The organism is Sphingobium sp. B11D3A (assembly GCF_025961695.1).
Classification (GTDB): domain Bacteria; phylum Pseudomonadota; class Alphaproteobacteria; order Sphingomonadales; family Sphingomonadaceae; genus Sphingobium.
In genome coordinates, this window is sequence record NZ_JAOQOE010000001.1 from 3,223,535 (window position 1) to 3,246,024 (window position 22,490).

Annotated in this window: 22 protein-coding genes; 14 read left to right on the plus strand and 8 right to left on the minus strand. The window is 64.0% G+C overall.

What is annotated here, in order from left to right:
* Nucleotides 1-6: 6 nt before the first annotated feature.
* The 4 genes from M2332_RS15010 (at nt 7) to M2332_RS15025 (ending at nt 5,561) form a co-directional block, all read left to right on the plus strand.
* Entirely contained in the window at nt 7-1,332 is a 1,326-nt protein-coding gene (locus M2332_RS15010) for a spinster family MFS transporter (protein WP_264574683.1), read from the plus strand.
* Nucleotides 1,333-1,663: 331 nt separating this feature from the next.
* Complete coding sequence (locus M2332_RS15015) at nt 1,664-4,042, plus strand: TonB-dependent receptor (RefSeq protein WP_264574684.1); 2,379 nt, start codon at nt 1,664-1,666, stop codon at nt 4,040-4,042.
* A gap of 101 nt (nt 4,043-4,143) precedes the next feature.
* Entirely contained in the window at nt 4,144-4,869 is a 726-nt protein-coding gene (locus tag M2332_RS15020; protein ID WP_264574685.1) for an energy transducer TonB, read from the plus strand.
* 8 nt (nt 4,870-4,877) lie between these two features.
* Entirely contained in the window at nt 4,878-5,561 is a 684-nt protein-coding gene (locus M2332_RS15025; RefSeq protein WP_181558981.1) for a Fe2+-dependent dioxygenase, read from the plus strand.
* Nucleotides 5,562-5,586: 25 nt separating this feature from the next.
* Here M2332_RS15025 and M2332_RS15030 read toward each other — a convergent pair whose 3' ends face one another.
* The 3 genes from M2332_RS15030 to M2332_RS15040 form a co-directional block, all read right to left on the minus strand.
* Nucleotides 5,587-6,747: a PQQ-dependent sugar dehydrogenase gene (locus tag M2332_RS15030; protein WP_264574686.1), complete on the minus strand. Its 1,161-nt coding sequence runs from the start codon at nt 6,745-6,747 to the stop codon at nt 5,587-5,589.
* Between the two features lie 116 nt (nt 6,748-6,863).
* The gene (locus tag M2332_RS15035) at nt 6,864-7,991 is read right to left on the minus strand and encodes a PQQ-dependent sugar dehydrogenase (protein WP_264574687.1); all 1,128 of its coding nucleotides are present in this window, start codon (nt 7,989-7,991) and stop codon (nt 6,864-6,866) included.
* Nucleotides 7,992-8,186: 195 nt separating this feature from the next.
* Nucleotides 8,187-8,942: a PEPxxWA-CTERM sorting domain-containing protein gene (locus M2332_RS15040; RefSeq protein ID WP_264574688.1), complete on the minus strand. Its 756-nt coding sequence runs from the start codon at nt 8,940-8,942 to the stop codon at nt 8,187-8,189.
* Between the two features lie 566 nt (nt 8,943-9,508).
* On the opposite strand from M2332_RS15040, the gene rimP reads away from it, so the two are divergent.
* From rimP to M2332_RS15075, 7 genes are all read left to right on the plus strand, one after another.
* Complete coding sequence (gene rimP, locus M2332_RS15045; protein ID WP_181558985.1) at nt 9,509-10,060, plus strand: ribosome maturation protein RimP; 552 nt, start codon at nt 9,509-9,511, stop codon at nt 10,058-10,060.
* Between the two features lie 5 nt (nt 10,061-10,065).
* Nucleotides 10,066-11,673: a transcription termination factor NusA gene (gene nusA, locus M2332_RS15050; protein ID WP_264574689.1), complete on the plus strand. Its 1,608-nt coding sequence runs from the start codon at nt 10,066-10,068 to the stop codon at nt 11,671-11,673.
* On the plus strand, nt 11,673-11,903 hold the full coding sequence (locus M2332_RS15055; protein WP_181558987.1) for a tautomerase family protein: 231 nt from the start codon (nt 11,673-11,675) through the stop codon (nt 11,901-11,903). Before nusA ends, M2332_RS15055 begins: the two co-directional genes overlap by 1 nt.
* 212 nt (nt 11,904-12,115) lie before the next feature.
* Nucleotides 12,116-12,787 (plus strand): DUF448 domain-containing protein, encoded by a 672-nt coding sequence (locus M2332_RS15060; protein WP_264574690.1) that lies wholly within the window; start codon nt 12,116-12,118, stop codon nt 12,785-12,787.
* A 67-nt stretch (nt 12,788-12,854) separates the two neighbouring features.
* The gene (gene infB, locus M2332_RS15065; protein WP_264574691.1) at nt 12,855-15,437 is read left to right on the plus strand and encodes a translation initiation factor IF-2; all 2,583 of its coding nucleotides are present in this window, start codon (nt 12,855-12,857) and stop codon (nt 15,435-15,437) included.
* 29 nt (nt 15,438-15,466) lie between these two features.
* Nucleotides 15,467-15,856, plus strand: coding sequence for a 30S ribosome-binding factor RbfA (gene rbfA, locus M2332_RS15070; protein WP_264574692.1), 390 nt, complete (start codon nt 15,467-15,469; stop codon nt 15,854-15,856).
* 106 nt (nt 15,857-15,962) lie between these two features.
* Complete coding sequence (locus M2332_RS15075) at nt 15,963-16,616, plus strand: glutathione S-transferase family protein (RefSeq protein WP_264574693.1); 654 nt, start codon at nt 15,963-15,965, stop codon at nt 16,614-16,616.
* A 14-nt stretch (nt 16,617-16,630) separates the two neighbouring features.
* Here M2332_RS15075 and M2332_RS15080 read toward each other — a convergent pair whose 3' ends face one another.
* From M2332_RS15080 to M2332_RS15090, 3 genes are all read right to left on the minus strand, one after another.
* Nucleotides 16,631-16,840 carry a hypothetical protein gene (locus tag M2332_RS15080; RefSeq protein WP_181558992.1) on the minus strand — a complete coding sequence of 70 codons (210 nt, stop codon included), beginning with the start codon at nt 16,838-16,840 and terminating at the stop codon, nt 16,631-16,633.
* A 68-nt stretch (nt 16,841-16,908) separates the two neighbouring features.
* A complete protein-coding gene (locus tag M2332_RS15085) occupies nt 16,909-17,244 on the minus strand; it encodes a DUF6481 family protein (RefSeq protein ID WP_181558993.1) in 336 nt (111 codons plus the stop codon).
* Between the two features lie 105 nt (nt 17,245-17,349).
* Entirely contained in the window at nt 17,350-17,556 is a 207-nt protein-coding gene (locus M2332_RS15090) for a cold-shock protein (RefSeq protein WP_181558994.1), read from the minus strand.
* Nucleotides 17,557-17,806: 250 nt separating this feature from the next.
* On the opposite strand from M2332_RS15090, the gene M2332_RS15095 reads away from it, so the two are divergent.
* On the plus strand, nt 17,807-18,400 hold the full coding sequence (locus tag M2332_RS15095; protein ID WP_264574982.1) for a thymidine kinase: 594 nt from the start codon (nt 17,807-17,809) through the stop codon (nt 18,398-18,400).
* Between the two features lie 114 nt (nt 18,401-18,514).
* Nucleotides 18,515-18,877 carry a DUF6491 family protein gene (locus M2332_RS15100; protein ID WP_264574694.1) on the plus strand — a complete coding sequence of 121 codons (363 nt, stop codon included), beginning with the start codon at nt 18,515-18,517 and terminating at the stop codon, nt 18,875-18,877.
* A gap of 80 nt (nt 18,878-18,957) precedes the next feature.
* Here M2332_RS15100 and M2332_RS15105 read toward each other — a convergent pair whose 3' ends face one another.
* Together M2332_RS15105 and M2332_RS15110 are read right to left on the minus strand one after the other, a co-directional pair.
* Nucleotides 18,958-20,313, minus strand: coding sequence for an aldehyde dehydrogenase family protein (locus M2332_RS15105; RefSeq protein ID WP_264574695.1), 1,356 nt, complete (start codon nt 20,311-20,313; stop codon nt 18,958-18,960).
* 118 nt (nt 20,314-20,431) lie between these two features.
* Nucleotides 20,432-21,286 (minus strand): hypothetical protein, encoded by an 855-nt coding sequence (locus M2332_RS15110; protein WP_264569724.1) that lies wholly within the window; start codon nt 21,284-21,286, stop codon nt 20,432-20,434.
* Between the two features lie 212 nt (nt 21,287-21,498).
* Here M2332_RS15110 and truB point away from each other — a divergent pair, with 212 nt between their 5' ends.
* The gene (gene truB / locus M2332_RS15115) at nt 21,499-22,485 is read left to right on the plus strand and encodes a tRNA pseudouridine(55) synthase TruB (RefSeq protein ID WP_264574983.1); all 987 of its coding nucleotides are present in this window, start codon (nt 21,499-21,501) and stop codon (nt 22,483-22,485) included.
* Nucleotides 22,486-22,490: the final 5 nt, after the last annotated feature.

A 22,490-nucleotide genomic window follows, 5' to 3' on the forward strand; every position in this document is an offset into this window, starting at 1 on the left:
GATGCGATGGCCGAAACGACGGCGCCCCCGACCGGGCCTGGCTCTGGCCCTGAGGGGGGCGTGAAGGATTGGAACTTCAGCGCCGTCTACGGCCTCGGATTCCTCACACTGGTTTCGGCCTTCAACTATCTCGACCGCTCCCTGCTGGGGCTGGCACTGCCCTCCATCAAGTCGGAGATGCACGTCTCGGACACCGCCCTCGGGCTGGTGTCCGGCCTGGCCTTCCTCCTGTTCTACTCCATCCTCGGCGTGCCCATCGCCTGGGCGGCGGATCGCTACAACCGGCGCAATATCATTGCTGTCGGCTTCGCCTTCTGGAGCCTGATGACGATGGTGACCGGCTGGGTGGCCAACATCTGGCAGCTCGCCATCGCACGCTTCCTCATGGGTGCGGGCGAGGCGTGCGGCATTGCCCCGTCCAATTCGATCATCTCCGACCTGTTCCGGGCAGAGCGCCGCCCGCTGGCCTTCTCGATCTTCGGCACGGCGGTCTCGATCTCGTCCATCCTCTTCTTCCCCATCGTCGGCTGGGTGGGCCATGAACATGGCTGGCGCGCGATGTTCGTCGTGGCTGGCATGCCGGGCGTATTCCTGGCGTTGCTGTTCTTCCTCACCGTCAAGGAGCCCGAGCGCGGGGCGTCCGAAGCCAAGCGCATCGAGCGTGCAGCGCGGGAAAGCTTCAAGGCGAGCATGGGCTTTCTCGCCAAGCAGCGTGCCTATGTCTTTTTGGTCATCGGCGCCACGCTGATGGGGCTGAATGTCTTTGCCGCAAGCGTGTGGACGCCGACATTCCTGACGCGCGTCCATGGGCTGACATTGGTGGAAGTGGCTGCGACCATCGGTCCGATCCGGGGTGTGTTCGGGGTGGCCGGCGTGGTTCTGGGCGGTCTGCTGATCGACCGGTTGAGCCGCAAGGCCAGCCACTGGCGCATGACCTTGCCGGCGATCACCTGTCTGCTTGCCGCGCCTGCTGAGCTGATCTTCCTGCTCGCCGAGGATACGGCGGTTTGGCTCGCGGCTTATGCGGCCTCGGCTTTCCTCCTGCTGATCCATCAGGGCCCGGTGTTCGCGGCGGTCATGAGCGTGGCGAAGCTGAGGATGCGCGCTGTCGCAACGTCCATCCTGCTGTTCAGCGCTGCGCTGATCGGGCAGGCGCTCGGCCCGCTGGTCGTGGGCTATCTGAATGACGTGCTGCATCCCACGCTGGGTGATGTGGCCGTGCGTTATTCGATGCTGGTCATCGTCGTGACCGCGCTGTTGGCGGGGGTGATGTTCCTGCTCGCTGGGCGGTCGCTGGAGGCAGACGCGAAGCGGGCCTTGGCGGACGCGTAAGAGGGAAGAAGGGCAGACGCTCGCCCCTCGCTAGATTAGACTGCAAATCCAACGGACGGGAGTTGGTGGCCGGGGTCAGACCCAGGCTCCCAACTCCCGCGTCGTTTCTGATCACAGACCAGTCGCCACTCGGCCCAGCTGCGGACCAAGCGCGCGTAAGGACTGTCGATTCAGCGCACGCAAGGGAAGTCGCGGTCACCCACGTTGCAGAACCCAAAAGTTATAAATCGCAACGCTGATCGCAAATCATGTGTTGCAAATCACTCGCAATATCCTAATTGGTGCGACCGACTCGCAATAGCGATCGATGACACCAACTGGGGAACGCCGCATGAGTAAATCCGCCAATCTCACTTCCTTTCTCGCGCTTGGCTGCGTCAGCGCCGTCGCGTTTGCAGCGCCGGCTGTCGCGCAGGATGGCGAGCAGGGGCGCCGTCTGGGCGGGATGACCGTGACCGACACGGCCATCGATGAGTCCGAGATCAAGGTCGAGCGGGCAGAGTCGCCCAAATATACGCGCCCGCTGCTGGATACGCCGCAGACTGTGACGGTAATCGGCGCCAAGACGCTGCAGCAGCAGAACCTGCTCACGCTGCGCGAAGTGCTGAGCACCGTGCCCGGCATCACCTTTGGCGCCGGCGAGGGCGGCTTCGGCTATGGCGACCGCATCAACCTGCGCGGCTATTCTGCCAACAATGATATCTCGGTCGATGGCGTGCGCAGCGGCGCAATCATGAACCGCAACGAGACCTATAATATCGAGCAGGTCGAGGTCGCCAATGGCGCGAACTCGGTGTTCAACGGCGCGGGCTCGGTTGGCGGGTCGATCAATCTGGTGACCAAGAAGCCGCTGGCGGACGATAAGATGTCGGTTCAGGCCGGCGTCGGCACGGACAATTATTATCGCGGCACCGTCGATCTCAACAAGCGCGTGAGCGACATGATCGCGGTGCGACTGAACGCGGTCTACCACAAGAACGACGTGCCCGGCCGGGACGTGGAGTTCTACGAGCGCTGGGGCGTGGCGCCGGCTGTCACCATCGGTATCGATGGCCCGACCAGCCTGACGCTGCAATATGAGCATCTCGACGACAAGGGCATGCCGCAATACGGCCTGCGCTATTATGCGGCTCAGGGCGGCTATCTGCCCGACTTCAACCAAAGCGCTTATTACGGCTTTGCCAATGTCGACACGCAACAGTCTGTGACGGACTCGGTGCAGGCGATTTTCTCGCACGAACTGAGCGACACGGTGAAGGTGCGTAATCTCACTCGCTATGAGAATGTCAGCCAGTACACCATTACCAGCCAGCCCACGGGCACCTTCTGTCTCGCGAACGGTCTGCAGCCGGATGGCAGCGCCTGCACCGTCGCGATCGGCAGCAGCACGCTGGTCGTCCCGGCAGGCTATTATCTGCCGACTGGGGGCCGCGGCACGGCGCGCCACATCCGCAACGAAACCGCCTATAACCAGCTCGACCTGAGCGCTGAGTTCGCGACGGGCGGCATCGAGCACACGCTCGTTCTCGGCGGATCGCTGCTGTGGGAGCGTTATACGCTGAACAATGGCAGCATCCTGCGCGCTGCCGACGGCAGCAATCCCTATGCCGCCCCGAATTATTATCCGCTCACCAACATTGCCAACCCCGGCGCCATTATCACGGGACCGGTCGCACCAGCAGGAACGCTGGCGCGCGTCTACGGTAGCAACATCTACACCGGCCCCCAGAACTACATTCAGACCGGCTACAACGTCGGCGAGCAGACGAGCTATGCGGTCTATCTGTTCGATACGATGAAGCTTTCGGACATGTTCGAGATCAACGGCGGCGTGCGCTATGAGCGGTTCGAGGGATCGACCCAGACGCGCAACGTGACCACCGGCGTGGTGACCGGCCCGTTCGAGGCGAAGGACAATCTCTTCTCCTGGCGTGTCGGCGCGGTGTTCAAGCCGCTGCCAAACGTCAGCGCCTATGCGGCGGTCGGCAATTCGCGCACACCGTCCAAGGGTTCGGTTGATGGCAGCTGCGCGATCGACACCTGCAATGTCGAACCGGAATCGGCGAAGAATTACGAGATTGGCGTGAAGGCCGATCTGTTCGACGCCAAGCTGCAACTCGCAGCGGCGGTGTTCCGCAACGAGCGTGACAAGTATCGCGTTGCTTCCGGCGAGCCCGGGATCGATCAGGTGCTCGACGGCCGATCGCGGGTGAACGGCATTTCGCTGAGCGCCTCAGGCAACATCACGGAATCCTGGTCGATTTTCGCCAACTACATGTATCTGGACAGCAAGCTGATCCAGGGCGTGTCGGATTTCTGCCTGGCTAATCCGGGCAAGAATAATTGCACCAACACCACGGCCAATCCCGATCCAACGGCGGGCACGTTGCTTTCGGCGACACCCAAGCATTCCGGTAGCCTGTTCACCACCTACAAGTTCCCGTTTGGGCTCGAACTGGGTTATGGCCTGACCTATCAGGGCCGCCACTCGATGAACCCGACCGCGACGCCGGTTTATTATGTGCCGGCTTACACACTGCACCGGATCATGGTGGCCTATCCGGTGACCGAGCGCCTGCTGGCGCAGGTGAATGTGCAGAACGTGGCGGACGAGGACTATGTCACCACCGTGCGGACCAATGTGAACAACAGCTGGGCGCAGCCGGGGGTGGGGCGGTCCGCGGTATTCAGCCTGACCTACAGCTACTGAGTGTGGGGGGGCAGGGGCGAACCGACCCAAAGCGGTTCGCCCCTGATCCACATCAATGATCCGGCGCACGTCCGGTAATATTGATTCGCATTATTGACGGAATGGGCCTGTTCGTCGATAGCGGCAGGCGAAAAGGGGTGTCCGACGTGAACGTTCCACACTCGGCAAGTCAGGGGCGCTACGGGCAGGGCCGGCGGTTCAATCCGCTGGTCGTGTTGCTCGTCATCCTGATCCATGCCGGGTTGTTCGCGCTTGTCACCCGCCTCGGCCCCAGTTTCAAGGTGGGTGAGGCGCCCAAGGTCTTCACGGTCAATCTGATCTCTTCGCCGCCGCCTCCGCCGCCCGTCGCTGCGCCGCCACCGCCGCCCCGTGCGCCCGAGGTGGTGGTGCCGCGGCCACAGATCGACATTCCCCGGATTGATCCGCCGATGGTGGCCGCAAGGCCGGATATTCCGGTCGTCCCGGTCATGGCGCCGGGGCCGCCGACGCCGCCCCGTCCGGCCGCCGCACCGGTCTCAGTGCCCTCGGTCACCGACGGCGGCGACCTGGGCACGCAAATGGTGGCCGGCAAGGCGCCGCGTTACCCCATTGAGAGCCGCCGCAAGCGGGAGCAGGGCGTGGTCCTGCTGGCCTTGACCGTGGGCCTCGATGGCTGCGTGGAAGATATCAGGATCGCGCGCAGCAGCGGTTTCACTCGGCTCGACAAGGCCGCGCTCGATGCCGTCAAGCGCTGGCGCTGGCGGCCCACCTTGCGTGATGGCCAGCCGGTTTTCGTGAAAGGCGTGGTGGAAATCCCCTTCGTCATTCAACCCCAAGACAACGCATAAGGCGCTTCATGCTGATCCCCATTCCAGAGGTGCTCGACGGGCCGACGCTCGCCAAGGTGCGTGATCTCATCGATTCCGCCGCTTGGGTGGATGGCAACGTCACCTCGGGCCATCAGTCGGCACTCGCCAAGAACAACCTTCAGTTGCCAGAGGAAGCGCCGCAGGCCCAACAGGCCGGCGAGATCATCCGCGACGCACTGGGCCGCAATCCTTTGTTCATTGCCGCAGCGCTGCCGCTCAAGATCTTTCCGCCCCTGTTCAACAGCTATGCGGGTGGCCAGTCCTTTGGCGTGCATGTCGATAATGCCGTGCGGATCCAGGCCGGCACCGGCTTTCGCGTCCGCTCGGACCTGTCCATGACCATCTTCCTCGAGCCGCCCGAGGCTTATGATGGCGGGGAATTGACGGTCGAGACGCAATTCGGCGTGCAGCAGGTCAAGCTGCCGGCCGGCCATGCCGTGCTTTACCCCTCATCCTCCCTGCATCGGGTGGAGCCGGTGACGCGCGGCCGCCGGGTGGCGAGCTTCTTCTGGCTGCAATCGATGATCCGCGACGACGGTGAGCGGCAGATCCTGTTCGATCTCGACAGCAGCATCCAGCAACTGGCCGCCACGCTGGGGCAGGGCCATGCCGAAGTGATCCGCATGACTGGGGTCTATCATAATCTGCTGCGCCGCTGGGCGGACGCCTAGAGCCAGCGACCGCCCTCAGGCTCGCTCAGCCTTTCGGCGTCAGCTTGAGCATCCGGCCCTTGGGGCTGTCCTCGAGCAGCCAAAGCGCGCCGTCCGGCCCGACCCTCACATTGCGCAGCCTCATTCCCATGCGCCAATGATCGGCCTTGGTCGCCGTTTCGCCATCGAGCGAAATCCGCACCAGCGCCTGACCGGACAGGCCGGTGATGAACAGCGAGTTCTTCCAGCCCGCGAACAGGTCGGCATTGTAGTAAGCCAACGAGGACGGCGCGAGCGAGGGGTTCCAGTAGAGCTTGGGCTTCTCGAACCCGTCATCGGCGCTGTGGTCCGGGATGGGGCGCTTGTCATAATGGTCGCCATAGGAGCGGGTTGGCCAGCCATAATTCCCGCCGGCCTTGACGAGGTTCAGCTCGTCGCCGCCCAGCGGGCCCATTTCGACCTGCCATAAACGATCATTCGCATCGAAGGCGAGGCCGGTCAGATTGCGCTGGCCATAGGTCCAGATGGCGGGATGGAAGCCCTTGGCCGCCAGCGGATTGCCGGCGGCGGGTGTCCCGTCGAGATTGAGATGCAGCACCTTGCCGAGGGTGGACTTGGGGTCCTGCGCCGGGTCGAACTTGGCGCGCTCGCCATTGGTGAAGAACAGGCTGCGCTGGTCCGGCGCGATGGCGATGCGGCCGGAATAATGGGCACCGCTCGCCATATTGGGCGTGGCGCGGAAGATGACCTTGAGGTCCTTGAGCGCGCCGCCGGCTTCATCGAGCGTGGCGGTCGCCAGCGCGGTGCCGGTTTCCTTGCCTTCGCCAGGCTCGGAAAAGCTGAAATAGATCTGGCGACTGGCGGCGAAGTCCGGCGCGAGCACCACGTCCATCAACGCGGCCTGCCCTTCGCTGACGACGGTCGGCGTGCCCAGCAGCACCTTTTTGTCACCCGTGCGCGGATCGAAGAGGATCATCGCGCCACGCTTCTGGGTCACGAGCTGCTTGCCGTCCGGCAAGAAGGCCATCGACCAGGGATAATCGAAGGTTGCGACCTCGGTGATCGTGAAAGGCAATTGGGAAAGATCGACCTTGGCCGGGGCGGGGGCGGTAGGCGGTATCGCAGGGGTGGTCTGGGCGAGCGCGGGCGATGCGACGCCCAGGGCCAAAGCCGCCCCCAGGGTGATGCGGTGCGGACGGAATGACATAGGCGCTCTTCTCCAGTCGGTCTTTTGTTGAGCCGGGCCATAAGCGGTGGGCCGGCCCGGAGCAATGACCGAGGCCGCGCGCGCCTTGACCGAGCGCGAAGCGGCGCGCGGCTGGATCAGGCTGCGGGCGTCAGCTTGAGGAGGCGGCCATTTTCTCCATCCTCCAGCAGCCAGATCGCGCCGTCCGGCCCGGAGCGCACGGCACGGATGCGTGTGCCCATGTCCCAGTGATCGGCCTTGGTCGCGGTTTCGCCATCGAGCGCGATGCGGTCGAGCGACTTACCGGAGAGGCCGGTGATGAACAGCGAGTTCTTCCACTGCGGGAAGAGGTCGGCATTGTAATAATCCAGCCCGCCGGGCGAAATGGCCGGCACCCAAAAGACCTTCGGCGCTTCATAGCCGTCGCCCGGCTGATGGTCCGGGATGGCCTTACCGTCATAATGATTGCCCATGGAGGCATTGGGCCAGCCATAGTTGAGGCCGGGCTTGATGAGGTTGATCTCATCGCCATGGCGCGGCCCCATTTCCATTTCCCACAGGCGCCCATCGGCATCGAAGACAATGCCGAGCAGATTGCGGTGGCCATAGGACCAAACGGCCGGGTGGAAGCCCTTCGCCGCGAGCGGATTGCCGGCTGCCGGGCTGCCATCAAGGTTGAGGCGCAGGACCTTGCCGAGCGTCGCGCCCGGCTCCTGCGCCGGCGTCATCAACTGGCGGTCGCCAGCGGTGAAGAAGAGACGGGTCTTGTCCGGCGAGAAGGCGATTCGGCCGGAATAATGGCCACCCTTGTCGGAGCGATCGTCGCCCCGGAAGATCACCCGCACGTCGCTCAGTGTCGCTGCTGTCGGGTCCAGCTTTGCGGTCGCCAGAGCGACGCGGCTTTTCTTGCCCTCGGCGGCTTCCGAAAAGCTGAAATAGATCGTCTTGCTGGTCGCATAATCTGGCGCGAGCCGCACATCCATGAGCGCCCCCTGATCGTCGCTCTTCACGCTGGGCGTGCCGCTCACCGTCTGCTTGCGGCCGCTTTGCGGGTCGATCAGGATCAGCGCGCCTTCCTTCTGCGTGACCAGCATGTGCCCGTCCGGCAGGAATTCCATGGCCCATGGGGAAGCGAACTGCGCGACTTCCGTGGTCTGGAATGGTGCGCCGCTTGCCGCCTTGACCTCATCGGGCGCGGACGCGCTGCCGCAGGCGACAATGGCGAGGCTGACGGCACAGGTCAGGCCGAGCTTGCGGACATTCATGGGCGGATCTCCGGCGAAGGGTGGGATATCCGACCATAGCGACAAGAGCGGCTTGGCGGTAGACCGTTCCATAACAAGAGCTTGGGGCGCGCCGCTGGCCAAGACGGCGCGTAGAGGCAGGACCGCCAGCGCGGAGATGCTGACAAAAAAGGGGAGCCGAAGCTCCCCTTCCTCACATCGACTTTTCCTGAGCGATCAGGCGAAGCTGATGGTTGCGTTGGTCTTGCGACGACGCATGGCGTAGCCGGTGACGGCCAGACCGCAGATCATCATGCCCCAGGTGGCCGGCTCAGGAACCGGTGCGGACGTCTGCGTGACGGCGTAGGTCAGGCCATTGACCTTGAAGCTGTCGTTGCTGCCGGAGTTGGAGAAGGCTGCAGCCACATAGAACAGGTTGCCCGACAGATTGTTCGGGTTGATGTCACGGTTCTGGTCCTGACCATTGCCGTTCGACAGGATCGTGGGGCCGAACAGCGAATTGAAGGTCGAATAGTTCGCGATCGTGAACGTGCTGTTGAAGGCCACATTGGTGCTGCCGACGGCATAATTGATGTCCGTGTCGCCGAAGCTCACGAGGCCGATCTTGTCGATGGTGACGATCTTGTCGAACTGGAAGACCAGAATGTCGACATAGCCATTATTGTCCACAGTGTGCGAGTCATCGCCACCCTGGCCCCACCAGTTGGGGAAGCTGTTCATGACGCCGAGACCAGGCGAATAGGCGCCCACCGCACCGGCGGCCAGGGTCGTACCGTTGAGGCTGTAAGCCGTAACTTCCAGCTTGGTGCCGTCCGAGCCCGTGTAGGTGCGCACGTTACCGATGGAGCCATCGCTATTGTTGCCGCCGCTGAGCACGAAAGTAGAGGCCGAGGCGGAAGCCGGCAGCATCGCCGTCGCGGCAATGGTGGCAGCCGACAGCAGTACGGCTTTCCTGAAAGACTTGTGAAACATGATCTATAACTCCCACAGATATTAACTTTCAGGTTTTGCCCCGGAAATGCGTGTGCCCACGACGGGAGGCCGGTAATCCGGCTCCATCTGGCGCTTTGCATCTGTCAAAGGTCACCCCACCTGAGGTCTTGGAGATATCTTTTCCGTTTCAGTCCTGTCAAAGATGTTGATGATCGGTTAACCATCAATTGTGACCCGAAATTGAACAGTTCCACCTGAATGGAGCGGGCTGGTGGGGCCGTGCGGCCAACCTAAATCGTTCGATTTGCTGGATTCTGTTGTTTACAGTCGCGAAGACCCTTTTTCTTCTAAAGACGTCGGGCGCGGATTTTTTCTGCCGAAGGCCAGAACAGGCACGGTTTTCGATAGCGTAGAGACTGATGAGGGAAAGCGTCTCATCTGAGTGCTGAGCAGATCCATGCAGCTTGCCTTCAACTGCGACTCCGCCTATATGGCCCTTGCTTTCCTGACATCGTTGCGAAGTTGGGGTCGGCGCCGAGAGGGGCCGGCGGCGAAACCCTGTCGCGTGTCCATGTCCGGACGAGGCGCAGGCATAGGGAGTGCGAATGAGCGATATTGCGCGGATCGAGACGGTTGTGGCGTCGGAGGCGAAGGCTCTGGGGCTCGATCTCGTGCGCGTGCTGCTCTTCGGCCAGGGCGATGACCGGACGCTGCAGATCATGGCTGAACGGCCCGATACGCGCCAGCTCAACATCGATGATTGCGCCAGCCTCTCGCGCCGCATCTCGGACAAGTTCGATGCGCTGGAAGAAGCGGGCGATGTGCTCATCGAGGACGCCTATCGTCTGGAGGTCAGCTCGCCGGGTATCGACCGGCCGCTCACCCGCCTCAAGGACTACAGCGACTGGGCCGGGCATGAGGCACGCGTTCATTTCGTGACGCCCATGGAGGATGGCCGCAAGCAGGTGCGCGGCATTCTTGCGGGCATCGAGGGCGAGCAGGTGCTGGTCGATGATCCCAAGGCCGGCCGCATCGTCGTGGACTTTGCCAATATCGACAGCGCCAAGCTGATGCTGACCGATGCGCTGATTTCTGCTACTGTCCCGCTCTCCACCGAGGGCGCGGACGAAATCGTCACCCAGGAACAGGAAGACTGACTCTCATGGCCAACGCCATTTCCGCCAACAAGGCCGAGCTGATTGCCATTGCCAATTCGGTGGCAAGCGAGAAGATGATCGACAAGGCCATCGTCATCGAGGCGATGGAAGACGCGATCCAGCGGTCCGCGCGGGCGCGCTACGGCGCCGAGAACGACATTCGCGCCAAGCTCGATCCCGAGACTGGCGACCTGCGCCTGTGGCGCGTCGTCGAAGTGGTCGAGGCGGTTGAGGACTATTTCAAGCAGGTCGACCTCAAGGCCGCGCAGAAGCTCCAGAAGGACGCCGTGATCGGCGACTTCATCGTCGATCCGCTGCCGCCCGTCGACCTCGGTCGCATCGACGCACAGAGCGCCAAGCAGGTGATCTTCCAGAAGGTGCGCGATGCCGAGCGTGAGCGCCAGTTCGAGGAATTCAAGGATCGCGTCGGTGAGATCATCACCGGCGTCGTCAAGTCGGTCGAGTTCGGCCATGTGGTCGTGAACCTTGGCCGTGCCGAGGGTGTGATCCGCCGCGACCAGCAGATCCCGCGCGAAGTCGTGCGCGTCGGCGATCGCGTCCGTGCGCTGATCCTCAATGTGCGCCGCGAGAACCGTGGCCCGCAGATTTTCCTTTCCCGTGCGCACCCCGACTTCATGAAGAAGCTGTTCGCGCAGGAAGTGCCGGAAATCTACGATGGCATCATCACCATCATGGCCGCCGCCCGCGATCCGGGTTCGCGCGCCAAGATCGGCGTGATCAGTCGCGATAGCAGCATCGATCCGGTCGGCGCCTGCGTCGGCATGAAGGGCAGCCGCGTGCAGGCCGTCGTGCAGGAAATGCAGGGCGAGAAGATCGACATCATTCCCTGGAGCGAGGACACGGCAACCTTCGTCGTCAACGCCCTCCAGCCCGCTCAGGTCGCCCGCGTGGTGATCGATGAGGAGGAAGAGCGCATCGAGGTCGTCGTGCCTGACGATCAGCTCAGCCTCGCCATCGGTCGTCGCGGTCAGAACGTCCGGCTTGCCAGCCAACTCACCGGCAAGGCCATCGACATCATGACCGAGGCGGACGCGAGCGAGAAGCGTCAGCGCGAGTTCGTGCAGCGCTCCGAGATGTTCCAGAACGAGCTGGATGTGGACGAGACGCTCTCGCAGCTGCTGGTGGCCGAAGGCTTCACCGAGCTGGAGGAAGTCGCTTATGTCGGCATCGACGAGCTGGCTTCCATCGAGGGCTTCGACGACGAGCTGGCGCAGGAGCTGCAGAGCCGCGCGCAGGAAGCGCTGGACCGCCGCGAGGCCGCTGCGCGCGAAGAGCGCCGTGGGCTTGGCGTTGACGATGCGTTGGCCGAGATGCCCCACCTCACCGAGGCCATGCTGGTCACGCTGGGCAAGGCCGGCATCAAGACGCTGGACGATCTCGCCGATCTCGCCACCGACGAGCTGGTGGCCAAGAAGCGCAACGACCCGCGTCGCCGCCGCGAAGTCTCCGAGGACAAGGGCGGCATTCTCGCCGAATATGGCCTGAGCGAAGAGCAGGGCAACGAGATCATCATGGCGGCCCGCGCGCACTGGTTCGAAGACGAGCCCGCTGCAGAGGGCGCCGCTGAGGATGAAGTGGAAGGCAACGCCTGATGCCCTATGTGAAGATCGAGGTGATTGAAGGCGTGACGCGCGAACAGAAGGCGGCTCTGGTCGCCGATGTTACGCGTTCGCTGGTCGATCGTCTCGGCAAGCGGCCCGAGCAGGTGTTCGTCGTCATCGATGAGGTGTCGGCGGACAACTGGGGCGCTGCGGGCATCCTCGTTTCCGAGCGGGAAGCCGCGCAAAGGGAGGTCGCCGATGCTGCGAATTCCTCCCAATGAGGGGCTGAGGCTTCCAATCATCGCTGCGCGCCCGGCTGCTCCTGCGGAAGCGGGGGGCTGGGCTACGCTAAACGAGAAAATGCTCATCCATCCCGTTCGTGTCGAGCGAAGTCGAGACACGCGAGCGCAGTCCTATCGTGGCTCGACTTCGCTCGACACGAACGGAAGTTTGGAGGCGATGGTCTTAGACGTGCAACTCACAGGAGGTGCCCATGTCTGAGCGTCGCTGCATTCTCTCCAGCACCCACGCCGATCCCGCGGCGCTGATCCGCCTGGCCATTTCGCCCGATGGCGATGTGTTACCGGATGTCCGCGCGCGGGCGCCGGGGCGCGGCGCCTGGCTGGGTGTCGATCGCGCGACGCTGGAGGAGGCCATGGGCAAGGGCCGGCTGCGCGGCGCATTGGCGCGGGCGTTTAAGGGTGAGCCGCTTACCGTGCCGGACGATTTGGCCGAGCGGATCGCGGTTGCGTTGCGCGATGATTTCATGGCGCGGCTGGGGCTGGAGGCCAAGGCTTCCAATCTCGCCACCGGTTTCGACAAGATCGATGTCGCGGCCCGGCGCGGACAGGTCCGTATGCTGCTCCACGCGGCGGATGCCGGCGATGACGGGGTGCGCAAGCTGGATCAGGCGTGGCGGGTTGGCGAGGAACGGGAAGGCGAGGAATTTGCCGGCACACGCTTGCCGGTGGACCGCGACGCCCTATCTATGGCATTGGGCAGGAACAATGTCGTCCATATCGCGGTGACAAACGCTGCTGCGGCAGGCCGCCTCTCCGGTCTGCTCGGTCGCTGGCAAAACTATCTGGGATGCGCTAACGCGGCGCCGAGCTCCGGTTCGGCAGTCGTCAGGCATATGGACGATGATCCCGCGCCTCTGGCGTGAGGACGAACGACTCGGGTCACCTCTGCGGGGGTGCGCCGGATGGAAGATGAAGGGTTAGATTGCGTCGATGAGTGACAATAGGGAAGACAAGCCGACTTTGGGCCGTAAACCGCTTGGTCTCAAGCGGACGGTCGAGGCCGGCCAGGTGCAGCAGAGCTTCAGCCACGGCCGGAAGAATACGGTCGTCGTTGAGGTGAAGCGCCGTCGCGTCATCGGCAAACCCGGTGAGGCAGAGACGGCGCGCGCCGTGCCCGAGCAGGCTGCGCCCGTCGCGCCGCCGGCACCGCCGCCGCCCGCCGCCCGTCCCGCGCCGACACCGGCGCCGGCGCCGGCACCGCGCGCCTCCTCGACGGATAGCCTGATGAGCCGGCAGGAACTGCAGGCCAAGCTGCTGCGCGAGGCCGAGGAAGCCCGCATGGCCGCGCTGGAAGATGCGCGCCGCCGTGAAGAGGCCGCTCGCCTGGCCGCGACCGAGGAAGAGAAGCGCCGCGCTGAGGACAATCGCCGCGCAGAGGAAGAAGCCGAGCGCCAGCGCCAGGAAGCCGAAGCGAAAGCTACCCAGGCGCCGGCGCAAGAGGCTGCTCCGGCGGCACCTGCGGCTGCAGAAGCCGCGGCACCTGCCGAAGAGGCTCCCAAGGCTGCGACTGGCGCGACGCCCGAGCGTCCCGCGCCCCGTCGTTTCACGCCTGTGGCCGCGCCGGTCATCAAGCGTCCGGAACCGGCAAAGGTCGAGCGCAAGAAGGGTGGCGACGATCGTCGTCAGGCTGGCAAGCTCACCGTCAACCGTGCGCTCGCCGATGATGACAGCGCCCGCGCGCGCAGCCTCGCCGCGCTGCGCCGTGCCCGCGAGAAGGAGCGTCGTTCGCACTTCTCCGGCTCGTCACAGCCGCGCGAGAAGCAGTCCCGCGATGTCATCGTGCCGGAGGCGATCACCGTTCAGGAACTCGCCAACCGCATGGCCGAGAAGGGCGCGGACCTGGTCAAGTCGCTCTTCAAGCTGGGCATGGCGGTCACCGTCAACCAGACGATCGACCAGGATACGGCTGAGCTGCTGGTCGAGGAATTCGGCCACCGCATCCAGCGCGTCTCCGATTCCGATATCGAGATCGATACCGCGAGCGATGTCGATGCAGCGGAATCGCTGGTCACCCGTCCCCCGGTCGTCACGATCATGGGCCATGTCGATCACGGCAAGACCTCGCTGCTCGATGCCCTGCGCGGCACCGATGTGGTGGCGGGCGAGGCCGGGGGCATCACCCAGCATATCGGCGCCTATCAGGTGAAGACCAAGGGCGGTGAGATCATCACCTTCCTCGATACGCCGGGCCACGAAGCGTTCACCGAGATGCGCGCACGCGGTGCCAACGTCACCGACATCGTGATCCTGGTGGTCGCGGCGGACGACGGGCTGATGCCGCAGACCATCGAGGCGATCAACCACACCAAGGCCGCCGGCGTGCCGATGATCGTAGCGATCAACAAGGTCGACAAGCCGGACGCCAATCCGCAGCGGGTGCGCGAGCGTCTGCTCGAGCATGAAGTCATCGTCGAGGATATGGGCGGCGACACGCAGGACGTGGAAGTCTCCGCGCTCAAGCGCACCGGCCTCGATGACCTGATCGACAAGATCCTGCTGCAGGCCGAACTGCTCGAGCTGAAGGCCAATCCCGAGCGCGCCGCTGAAGGCACGGTCGTGGAAGCGCAGCTCGACAAGGGCCGTGGTCCGGTCGCGACGATCCTCGTGGGTCGTGGCACGCTCAAGGTCGGCGATATCTTCGTCGTCGGCGAGCATTCGGGCAAGGTCCGCGCCATGGTCAACGACAAGGGCCAGCAGGTGAAGGAGGCAGGGCCTTCGGTTCCAGTCGAGGTGCTTGGCCTCGCCGGCGTGCCGATGGCGGGCGACCAGCTCAGCGTGGTCGAGAGCGAGGCGCGGGCCCGCGAGGTCGCGGCCTATCGTCAGGAGCTGGCGACGCGCAAGCGCACCACGGCGGCCCCGACGAGCTTCGAGCATATGTTCTCGGCGCTCAACACGCAGGTCATCGAATATCCGGTCGTCATCAAGGGCGACGTGCAGGGCACGGTGGAAGCGATCATCGGATCGCTCACCCGCGCCTCCACGGATGAGATCAAGGTGCGTGTGCTCCACTCCGGTGTCGGCGCGATCACCGAGAGCGATGTGACGCTGGCCGCCGCCAGCCGTGCGCCGCTGATCGGCTTCAACGTGCGTCCCAATGCCAAGGCGCGTCAGCTTGCCGAGCGCGACAAGGTCTCGCTGCGTTATTATGACGTGATTTACGACCTCATCGAGGAAGTGAAGCGCGAAATGGCCGGCCAGCTTGCGCCGGAACGTATCGAAACGGTCATCGGTGCCGCGCAGGTCCTGCAGGTCTTCCCGGCCGGCAAGAAGGACAAGGCGGCCGGTCTGCTGGTGCAGGATGGTGTCATTCGCAAGGGCGTCAACGCACGCCTCACGCGCGACAACGTCATCGTCTCCGCCACCACCATCGCCTCGCTGCGGCGCTTCAAGGACGACGTGTCCGAAGTGCGGGCCGGCATGGAGTGCGGTGCGGTGCTCGAGAACACCAACGACATCAAGGTCGGCGATACGCTCGAGCTCTTCGAAGTCGAGGAACGCGCACGGACGCTCTGACGTCCGGCGCGCCGCGAAGGAGGTAAGTCATGAGCGGTTCGGGGGAACCTTCCGTTCGGTTGCTGCGGGTGGGGGAGCAGGTGCGCCATGTGCTGGCGGACGTGCTCCAGCGTGGCGACGTGCATGACGATGTGCTCGCCAGTCACGTCGTGACGGTGACGGAAGTGCGCATGTCGCCCGATCTGCGCCATGCGACAGTTTTCGTGAAGCCGTTGCTGGGGCGGGATGAAGAGGTGGTGCTCAAGGCACTGCGCACCAACACCGCCTATCTGCAGCGCGAGGTCGCCAAGCGCGTGAAGATGAAGTTCGCCGCCAAGCTCAAATTCCTCAGCGATGAGAGCTTCGAGGAAGGCAGCCACATCGATGCGATCCTGCGCTCACCCAAGGTCGCGCAGGACATCGTCGACGAAGAGGAGTGAGAGCCCGGCGTGATGATCCGTTGATCGTTCGCGCGCCGGGCTGATCCGGTTGATATTGTCGAGCGCCGCTTGCACGGGCATCATGCGTCCGTCCGGGGGCATTGCCATGACCATTACGATTACTGCGTTTGAGAGTTCGCCGGATCGCGGCCGTGGCCTAGCGCGCGACATGCCGGTCCGCTGGGCGCTGGAGGAAGTGGGGCAGCCCTACGCTGTGAGCCTCGTCTCCTTCGCGGCGATGAAGCAGCCGCCGCACCGCATGCGCCAGCCGTTCGGGCAAATCCCGACTTATGAGGAGGATGGGCTGGTTCTGTTCGAATCCGGCGCCATCGTCTTCCACATTGCCGAGCGGCATGTCGGTCTGTTGCCGACCGATATGGACGGACGGGCGCGCGCGATTGCGTGGATGTTTGCCGCGCTCAGCACGGTGGAGCCGCCGATCCTCGAGCGCGAGACGGCCGGGCATGTCGATCGCGACAAGGATTGGTATGACGCGCGCCTGCCGATGCTGGAAGGCTGTATCCGGGCGCGGCTGGATGACCTCTCCGCGCGGCTCGGCGAGGCCGCGTGGCTGGACGGTGCATTCAGCGCGGGCGATCTGATGATGATAACGGTGCTGCGGCGGCTCGGCAGCTCGGATCTGCTGAAGGGCTATCCGGCTCTCTCAGCCTATGTCGCACGCGGCGAGGCGCGGCCCGCCTTCCAGCGTGCCTTCGCGTCGCAGCGGGCGGTGTTCGAGAGGCAATCCACGGCTCGCTGAGCCGGGCGACGCCGTCACTTGGTGGCGTATTGCCCCGGCTCTGCCTTGAACGTGTCACGCGCGAAGGCGCGGGCTTGCGTGGCCGTCGTGAAGGTCTCGTCCTGCAGCGTGGAGGTAACCAGCGGATAGCCCTGCGAATTATAGCGCGTCTCGCGCACCGTCAGGCGGAAATTGCCGCCATCGTCCTTGGTGATGAGGAAGGGTTTGATCGTCTCGCGGCTCATTATCGGCTCCCGGCGGAAAGAGGGGGTGCGTGAAGTCTGCGCGGAGCGGAACCGCGCAGGCCCACATCTTATCGGTTCTTGCGCGCGAGGTAGCGCGCGTCGCGGGCGGCCTTGCGTTCGGCTTCGGTAAGTTCGGGCTTTTTCTTTGCCTCTTTGGCTGCCTTTGCAGCGGCGGCTTCCTCAGCCTTGGCCTGCTTGGCGGCCTTGCGCTCTTGCGCGGCCAGCCGGGCGAGGCGATGCTTTTCTTGCTGGGCGGCTTCCTGTGCCTGTGCGGCAGCGGCGCGGGCAGCAGCGACTTCCGGATCGACGGGCGCGCGCGTGCGCAATTTTGCCATCACCTCGTTGCGGGCATCGGCTGCGGCAGCAATGCGTGATTGAAAGTCCGGCTCTTTGTATTTTTTCATGCGTAGAATTCAGCTCCGTTTCGCCACTTCGGGCGAGGAGGCCGGGCGACGATGCCGCCCGGCCCTGTATCTTCAAACTGCCCGGTCGTCGGGCAGCCCTTTTCTTCAGACAGCCTGAAGGTTCACGGCCGAAGCCTTGCCGCGCTTGTCATTTTCCAGCTCGTAGGAAATGCGCTGATCCTTCTGCAGGGTGTGCATGCCGGCGCGCTCGACGGCCGAGATGTGCACGAAGGCGTCATTGCCGCCGTCTTCCGGCGCGATGAAACCATAGCCCTTGTCGGCATTGAAAAACTTGACTGTTCCGATGGTCATATTGGGTATCCTTGTTCCCAAATGGTAATCGGGCACGCGCGATGCATTCGCGCGTCCCGGCTTCGTGAGGCTAGATGGGGACAAAGGGGGACGCTGAAGCGGTCCGATATCCGTCAAAGGCGACGTTAAGCCCGCATGGTGTAGCACGATGGCGTTGGAATAGAAAGCGAAAGGGCCGGTCATGGCCGGGCGGGGCCTGCGCGGTGTCTCCCCGCTTGTCGAAAAGGCGCCGCGCAGGCAAAGCTGCGGCATGGCCAAACTCTATTTCTACTACGCCTCGATGAATGCGGGGAAGTCCACCAATCTGCTGCAGGCGGACTTCAATTATCGCGAGCGGGGCATGGCGACGATGCTCTGGACGGCGCGGGGGACGGCGCGGGAGGGTGATAATGAAGCAGTGGACAGCATAGGCAGTCGGATCGGCCTCCGGGCTGCCGCCAACAGCTTCGATGTGACGACCGATCTGCACGGGCGCATCCAGGCGGCGCATCTTGAAGGGCCGGTTGCCTGCGTGCTGGTGGACGAGGCGCAGTTCCTCTCGCCAGAGCAGGTCTGGCAGCTCGCCCGCGTGGCCGACGAGCTCGGCATTCCCGTCCTGTGCTACGGGCTGCGCACCGATTTTCAGGGCAAGCTCTTCCCTGGCTCGGCGGCGCTGCTCGGCATCGCCGATACGTTGGTCGAGCTCAAGGCGGTCTGCCATTGCGGACGCAAGGCAACGATGAACCTGCGGGTAGACGAGAGGGGCGAGGCGGTGCGGGAAGGCGCGCAGACGGAGATCGGCGGCAATGATCGTTATGTCGCGCTGTGCCGACGGCATTTCAGCGATGCGATGCGGCGATTCTAGAGTTGCGATGAAGCGATATCATGCAGCGCCGAACGGTTCATCGCCGCTTCACGCGCGTCATGCTATCGTAACGTGATGATCCGGACTCACATCATTATCGGAAGGATGCACGCCATGACCCATTTCAGAAAAGCGATGCTGGCAAGCGCGCTGCTGCTGGCTGGCGCGCCCGTCATTGCCCAGCCGGCCGCGCAGGGCGCCGCCGGCAAGGAAGCGTCGATCCCCTTTGTCGACCAGCGCGGCATTCGCGATTGGCAGGCAGTGAGCGACGATCAAATCTATGTGCAGGCCAGTGGCGGGCAATGGTATCTGGCGACGCTGATGACCGGCGCGCCGGACCTGCCCTTTGCCCAATCCATCGGCTTCGAGACCAAGGGCCTCGATCGGCTCGACCGGTTCGGCGCGATTGTCGTGGCTGGCACGCGCTACCCGCTCAAATCGCTTGTCGAGAGCGGGCCGCCGCCGAAGAAGAAGTAAGCCCGCTCGCCCGTGGCGGGCGGGATGCGGGAGCGGAGAGGGGCTGCCCCTCCGCTCCGCGCGAATGTTCAGGTTGCGTTTCAGGCGGCCGTCTGGTGGATGTATACCGCGCGCTCGTGGCTGAAGGCCTTGAAGCCGAAATAGCCATGATAGCTGCCCATGCCGCTGCCATTGACGCCGCCGAAGGGCAGGCGGTTCTCCAGATAATGCGAGAAGACGCCGTTCACGGTCACACCGCCTGACGAGGTGCGGTTGAGGATCTTCTGCACATTGGCTTCGTCATTGCTGTAGACATACAGAGCGAGCGGCTTGTCGCGCTCCTCAATGTAGCTGATCGCCTGATCGAGATTGTCATAGGTCATCACGGGCAGAATGGGCGCGAAAATCTCTTCCTGCAGGATTTTCATCTGCGGATTGACGTCGGTCAGCAGGGTCGGGTGGATGGTGCGGTCTTCCGCCTCCAGCACGCCGCCTGCGGCAACGGTGGCGCCCTGCGCCACGGCATCGTCGAAGAGGCCCTTCACGCGATTGAAGTTGGCCTGATTGACGACTTGGGCGATGCCTTCCTTCTTGATCTGGCCGTTCTCATAGAGATTCTTCTCGACATTCGCCTTGAAGCCCTCGACCAGCTTTGCCTTCTGGTCTTCCTTCACGAACACATAGTCCGGGCAGATGCAGGCTTGGCCGCCATTGAACTGCTTGGCGCCGGCGAGATCGGCCGCGATCTTCTCGACGTCCGCGCCCTCATCGATGATGACTGGCGACTTGCCGCCCAGCTCCAGCGTGACGCTGGCGAGATGCTTGGCGGCGGCGGTCATCACGATCTTGCCGACCCGCGTGCTGCCGGTGAAGAAGATGTGATTGAACGGCAGGTCGAGCAGTGCGGTGGCGACGCTGACATCGCCCTCGAACACGGCAACCTCATTCTCCTCGAAGACCGACTTCACGATCTTGGCGGCGACCTTCTCGGTGGCGGGGCACAGGTCGGTGAGCTTGAGGATGCAGCAATTGCCGGCCGCGACGGCAGCGGCAAGCGGGCCGAAGACGAGGCCGAGCGGAAAGTTCCATGGCCCGAGGATCAGGCAGACGCCGCGCGCTTCATAGATGATCTGGGCGCGGTCGGTCTCCACCTTGGAGGGCGTGACTTCGGTCGGCTTCATCCAGTCATCGAGATTGTCGAGAATGAGCTGGATGTTGCCGAGGATGTTCAGCACTTCCGTCACGCGGATTTCCGGATCGGGCTTGCGGGTATCTTCCAGCACCGCCGCGACGATATCGTCGGCGTGGGACGCGACCGCGTCCTTAAGCTTGGTCAGCTTCAGGCGACGCTCGGCAGCGGTGGTGGCTTTGACATTCCACTGGTTCGCCTTTTGCAGGGCAAAAACGCGGGCAATGTCATCGGAGATCTGGGAAGCAGTCTGCTGGGTGCCGGTCATGGATCACTCGCCTATATTGGATTGTGGAAGGAATGGCGCCTTGTAGAGGCTTCACGCGCTGCAAGACAAGGCGCTGGTGGCGTCCGCAAGATTTTTTGACAGAGTCATTTCCGGTCGATCACGGCCTGCCCGCGGCACCGGCAGGACGCTGCTCGTATGAGATTCGGATGCGCACCCATTGGCCGACCAGTACCTTGCCACCGACACGGGGCGGGCGCACGCGGAACTGCCATGCGGCGGCCAGAATCGCGCGGTTGATGTCCGATCCATTGGGATATTCTGCCACCGGCACGCAATCGGCCACCCGATAATCGGCAACCGTGCGGCAGGCAATCATGCCCCAGCCCTGGCTGCGCGCGGTCGAGAGATAGCCACGCAATTCCTCGGGATAGGGCTCGCGATACCAGCTGGCGGCGTAGAGCGGTTCGCCATTGGGGCCAGTGCCGTCGACCAGCGGTGTATCGGCTGGTTGTCCGGTGTTCGGTGGTCCCATGGGCGTTGCTGGGCGGGCGGGGGCCGGCGGAGCGGGGGCGGCCGGGCGGATCGCGCGAAGATCGACAGCCGCCATCTGGTCCGGCTTCATCTCGATGAAGGCGGGCTTGCGCGGCGCCGGCGGTGTGACGATCGGCTTTGGCTCGGGCTGCTTGGGCGGCTGCGGTGGGTCGGGGACCGGTTCGGGTTGTTGTTCTGGTTCGGGCTGGGCCTCTTCGGGAACGGGCTCGGGTTCAGCCTGCTCCGGCTCGGTCTGTTCAGGTTCGGGCGCAGGGTCGGGCGGGATCGCGACGTCGAATGTCAGGACATTTTTGTCGGGCGCTTCGCGGGCTTCGAAAGGGGAGGGAGCAAAGGCGATAAGCGCCAGCACGATCAGCCCCTCCACCGCTAATGCGAGGAGAAACGCCGTCGCGCGCTCGCCAAATCGGGTCCGGGCCCGTCCGGTCAGACGCTGGAAGCCGGAGCGGATGCTGTAAATCAACGGACCTCAACTGCATTGGCACCGGACTGGGCGTGGCGGGCGGGGGCGCAACCCACCCTTGCGCCTATAAGCATGCCTATGGCTACAATATGAACAGATCAAGGCACGCGCGGCGGCCCTTGCGGCCAGCGGGGCCTGACAGGCGCTATATGCCTCGCTATGGGCAGCCGATGAACGATCCCGACACTATGCCTGACACCGGGCCCAAGCCGCTGCATGGCTGGCTGATCCTCGACAAGCCGCTGGGCCTTGGCTCCACCCAGGCGGTGAGCGCCGTCAAGCGCGCGCTGCGCGAGGCTGGCCTGCCCAAGGCGAAGGTCGGCCATGGCGGCACGCTCGATCCGCTGGCGACAGGCGTGCTGCCCGTGGCGGTGGGGGAGGCGACCAAGCTGGCCGGGCGAATGCTGGACAGCGACAAGATCTACGACTTCACGATTTGCTTCGGCGCGCAGACCGACACGCTCGATCTGGAGGGCGCGGTAATCGCGACCTCCGACGTGCGGCCCACCCTCGCGCAGGTAGAAGCGGTGCTGGCCCAGTTTACCGGCCCGATCGAGCAGGCTCCGCCCGTCTACAGCGCGATCAAGGTGGACGGCCAGCGCGCTTATGATCGCGCGCGGGCGGGCGAAGAGGTGCAGATGAAACTGCGGGCGGTGATTGTTCACGCTCTCTCGGTCAACGCCGCCCCCTCCGTTCGTGTCGAGCGAAGTCGAGACACCGCTGCGTCGCTCGCGGGCATCTCGACTTCGCTCGATGCGAGCGGACGAGGAGAAATGGCGGACGAGGGCGAAACCCTTGAAGCCGTCACCCTCACTGCCCATGTTTCGAAAGGCACCTATATCCGCAGCCTGGCGCGGGACATCGCGCTGGCGCTCGGCACGGTCGGGCATGTGACGATGCTGCGCCGGGTAAAGGCCGGTCCGTTCACCCTGGATCGGGCTATTTCACTGGACATTCTGAGCGATGCTGGTAAAGGGCGCGCCATTGCGCAGCATATGCTGCCATTGACGGCAGGGCTGGACGACATCCCGGCTCTCCCCGTCACCTCGCAGCAGGCGATGGCCTTGAGACAAGGCCGGACACTGCCCGGGGACCCTCGCAAGCAAGGGCTCATGCTAGCAGCCGAGGGCGATACGCCTGTGGCGCTGGTGGAGGCTTTGGGCCCGGAAATCCGGGTCGTGCGGGGCTTCAATCTCTGATTTTG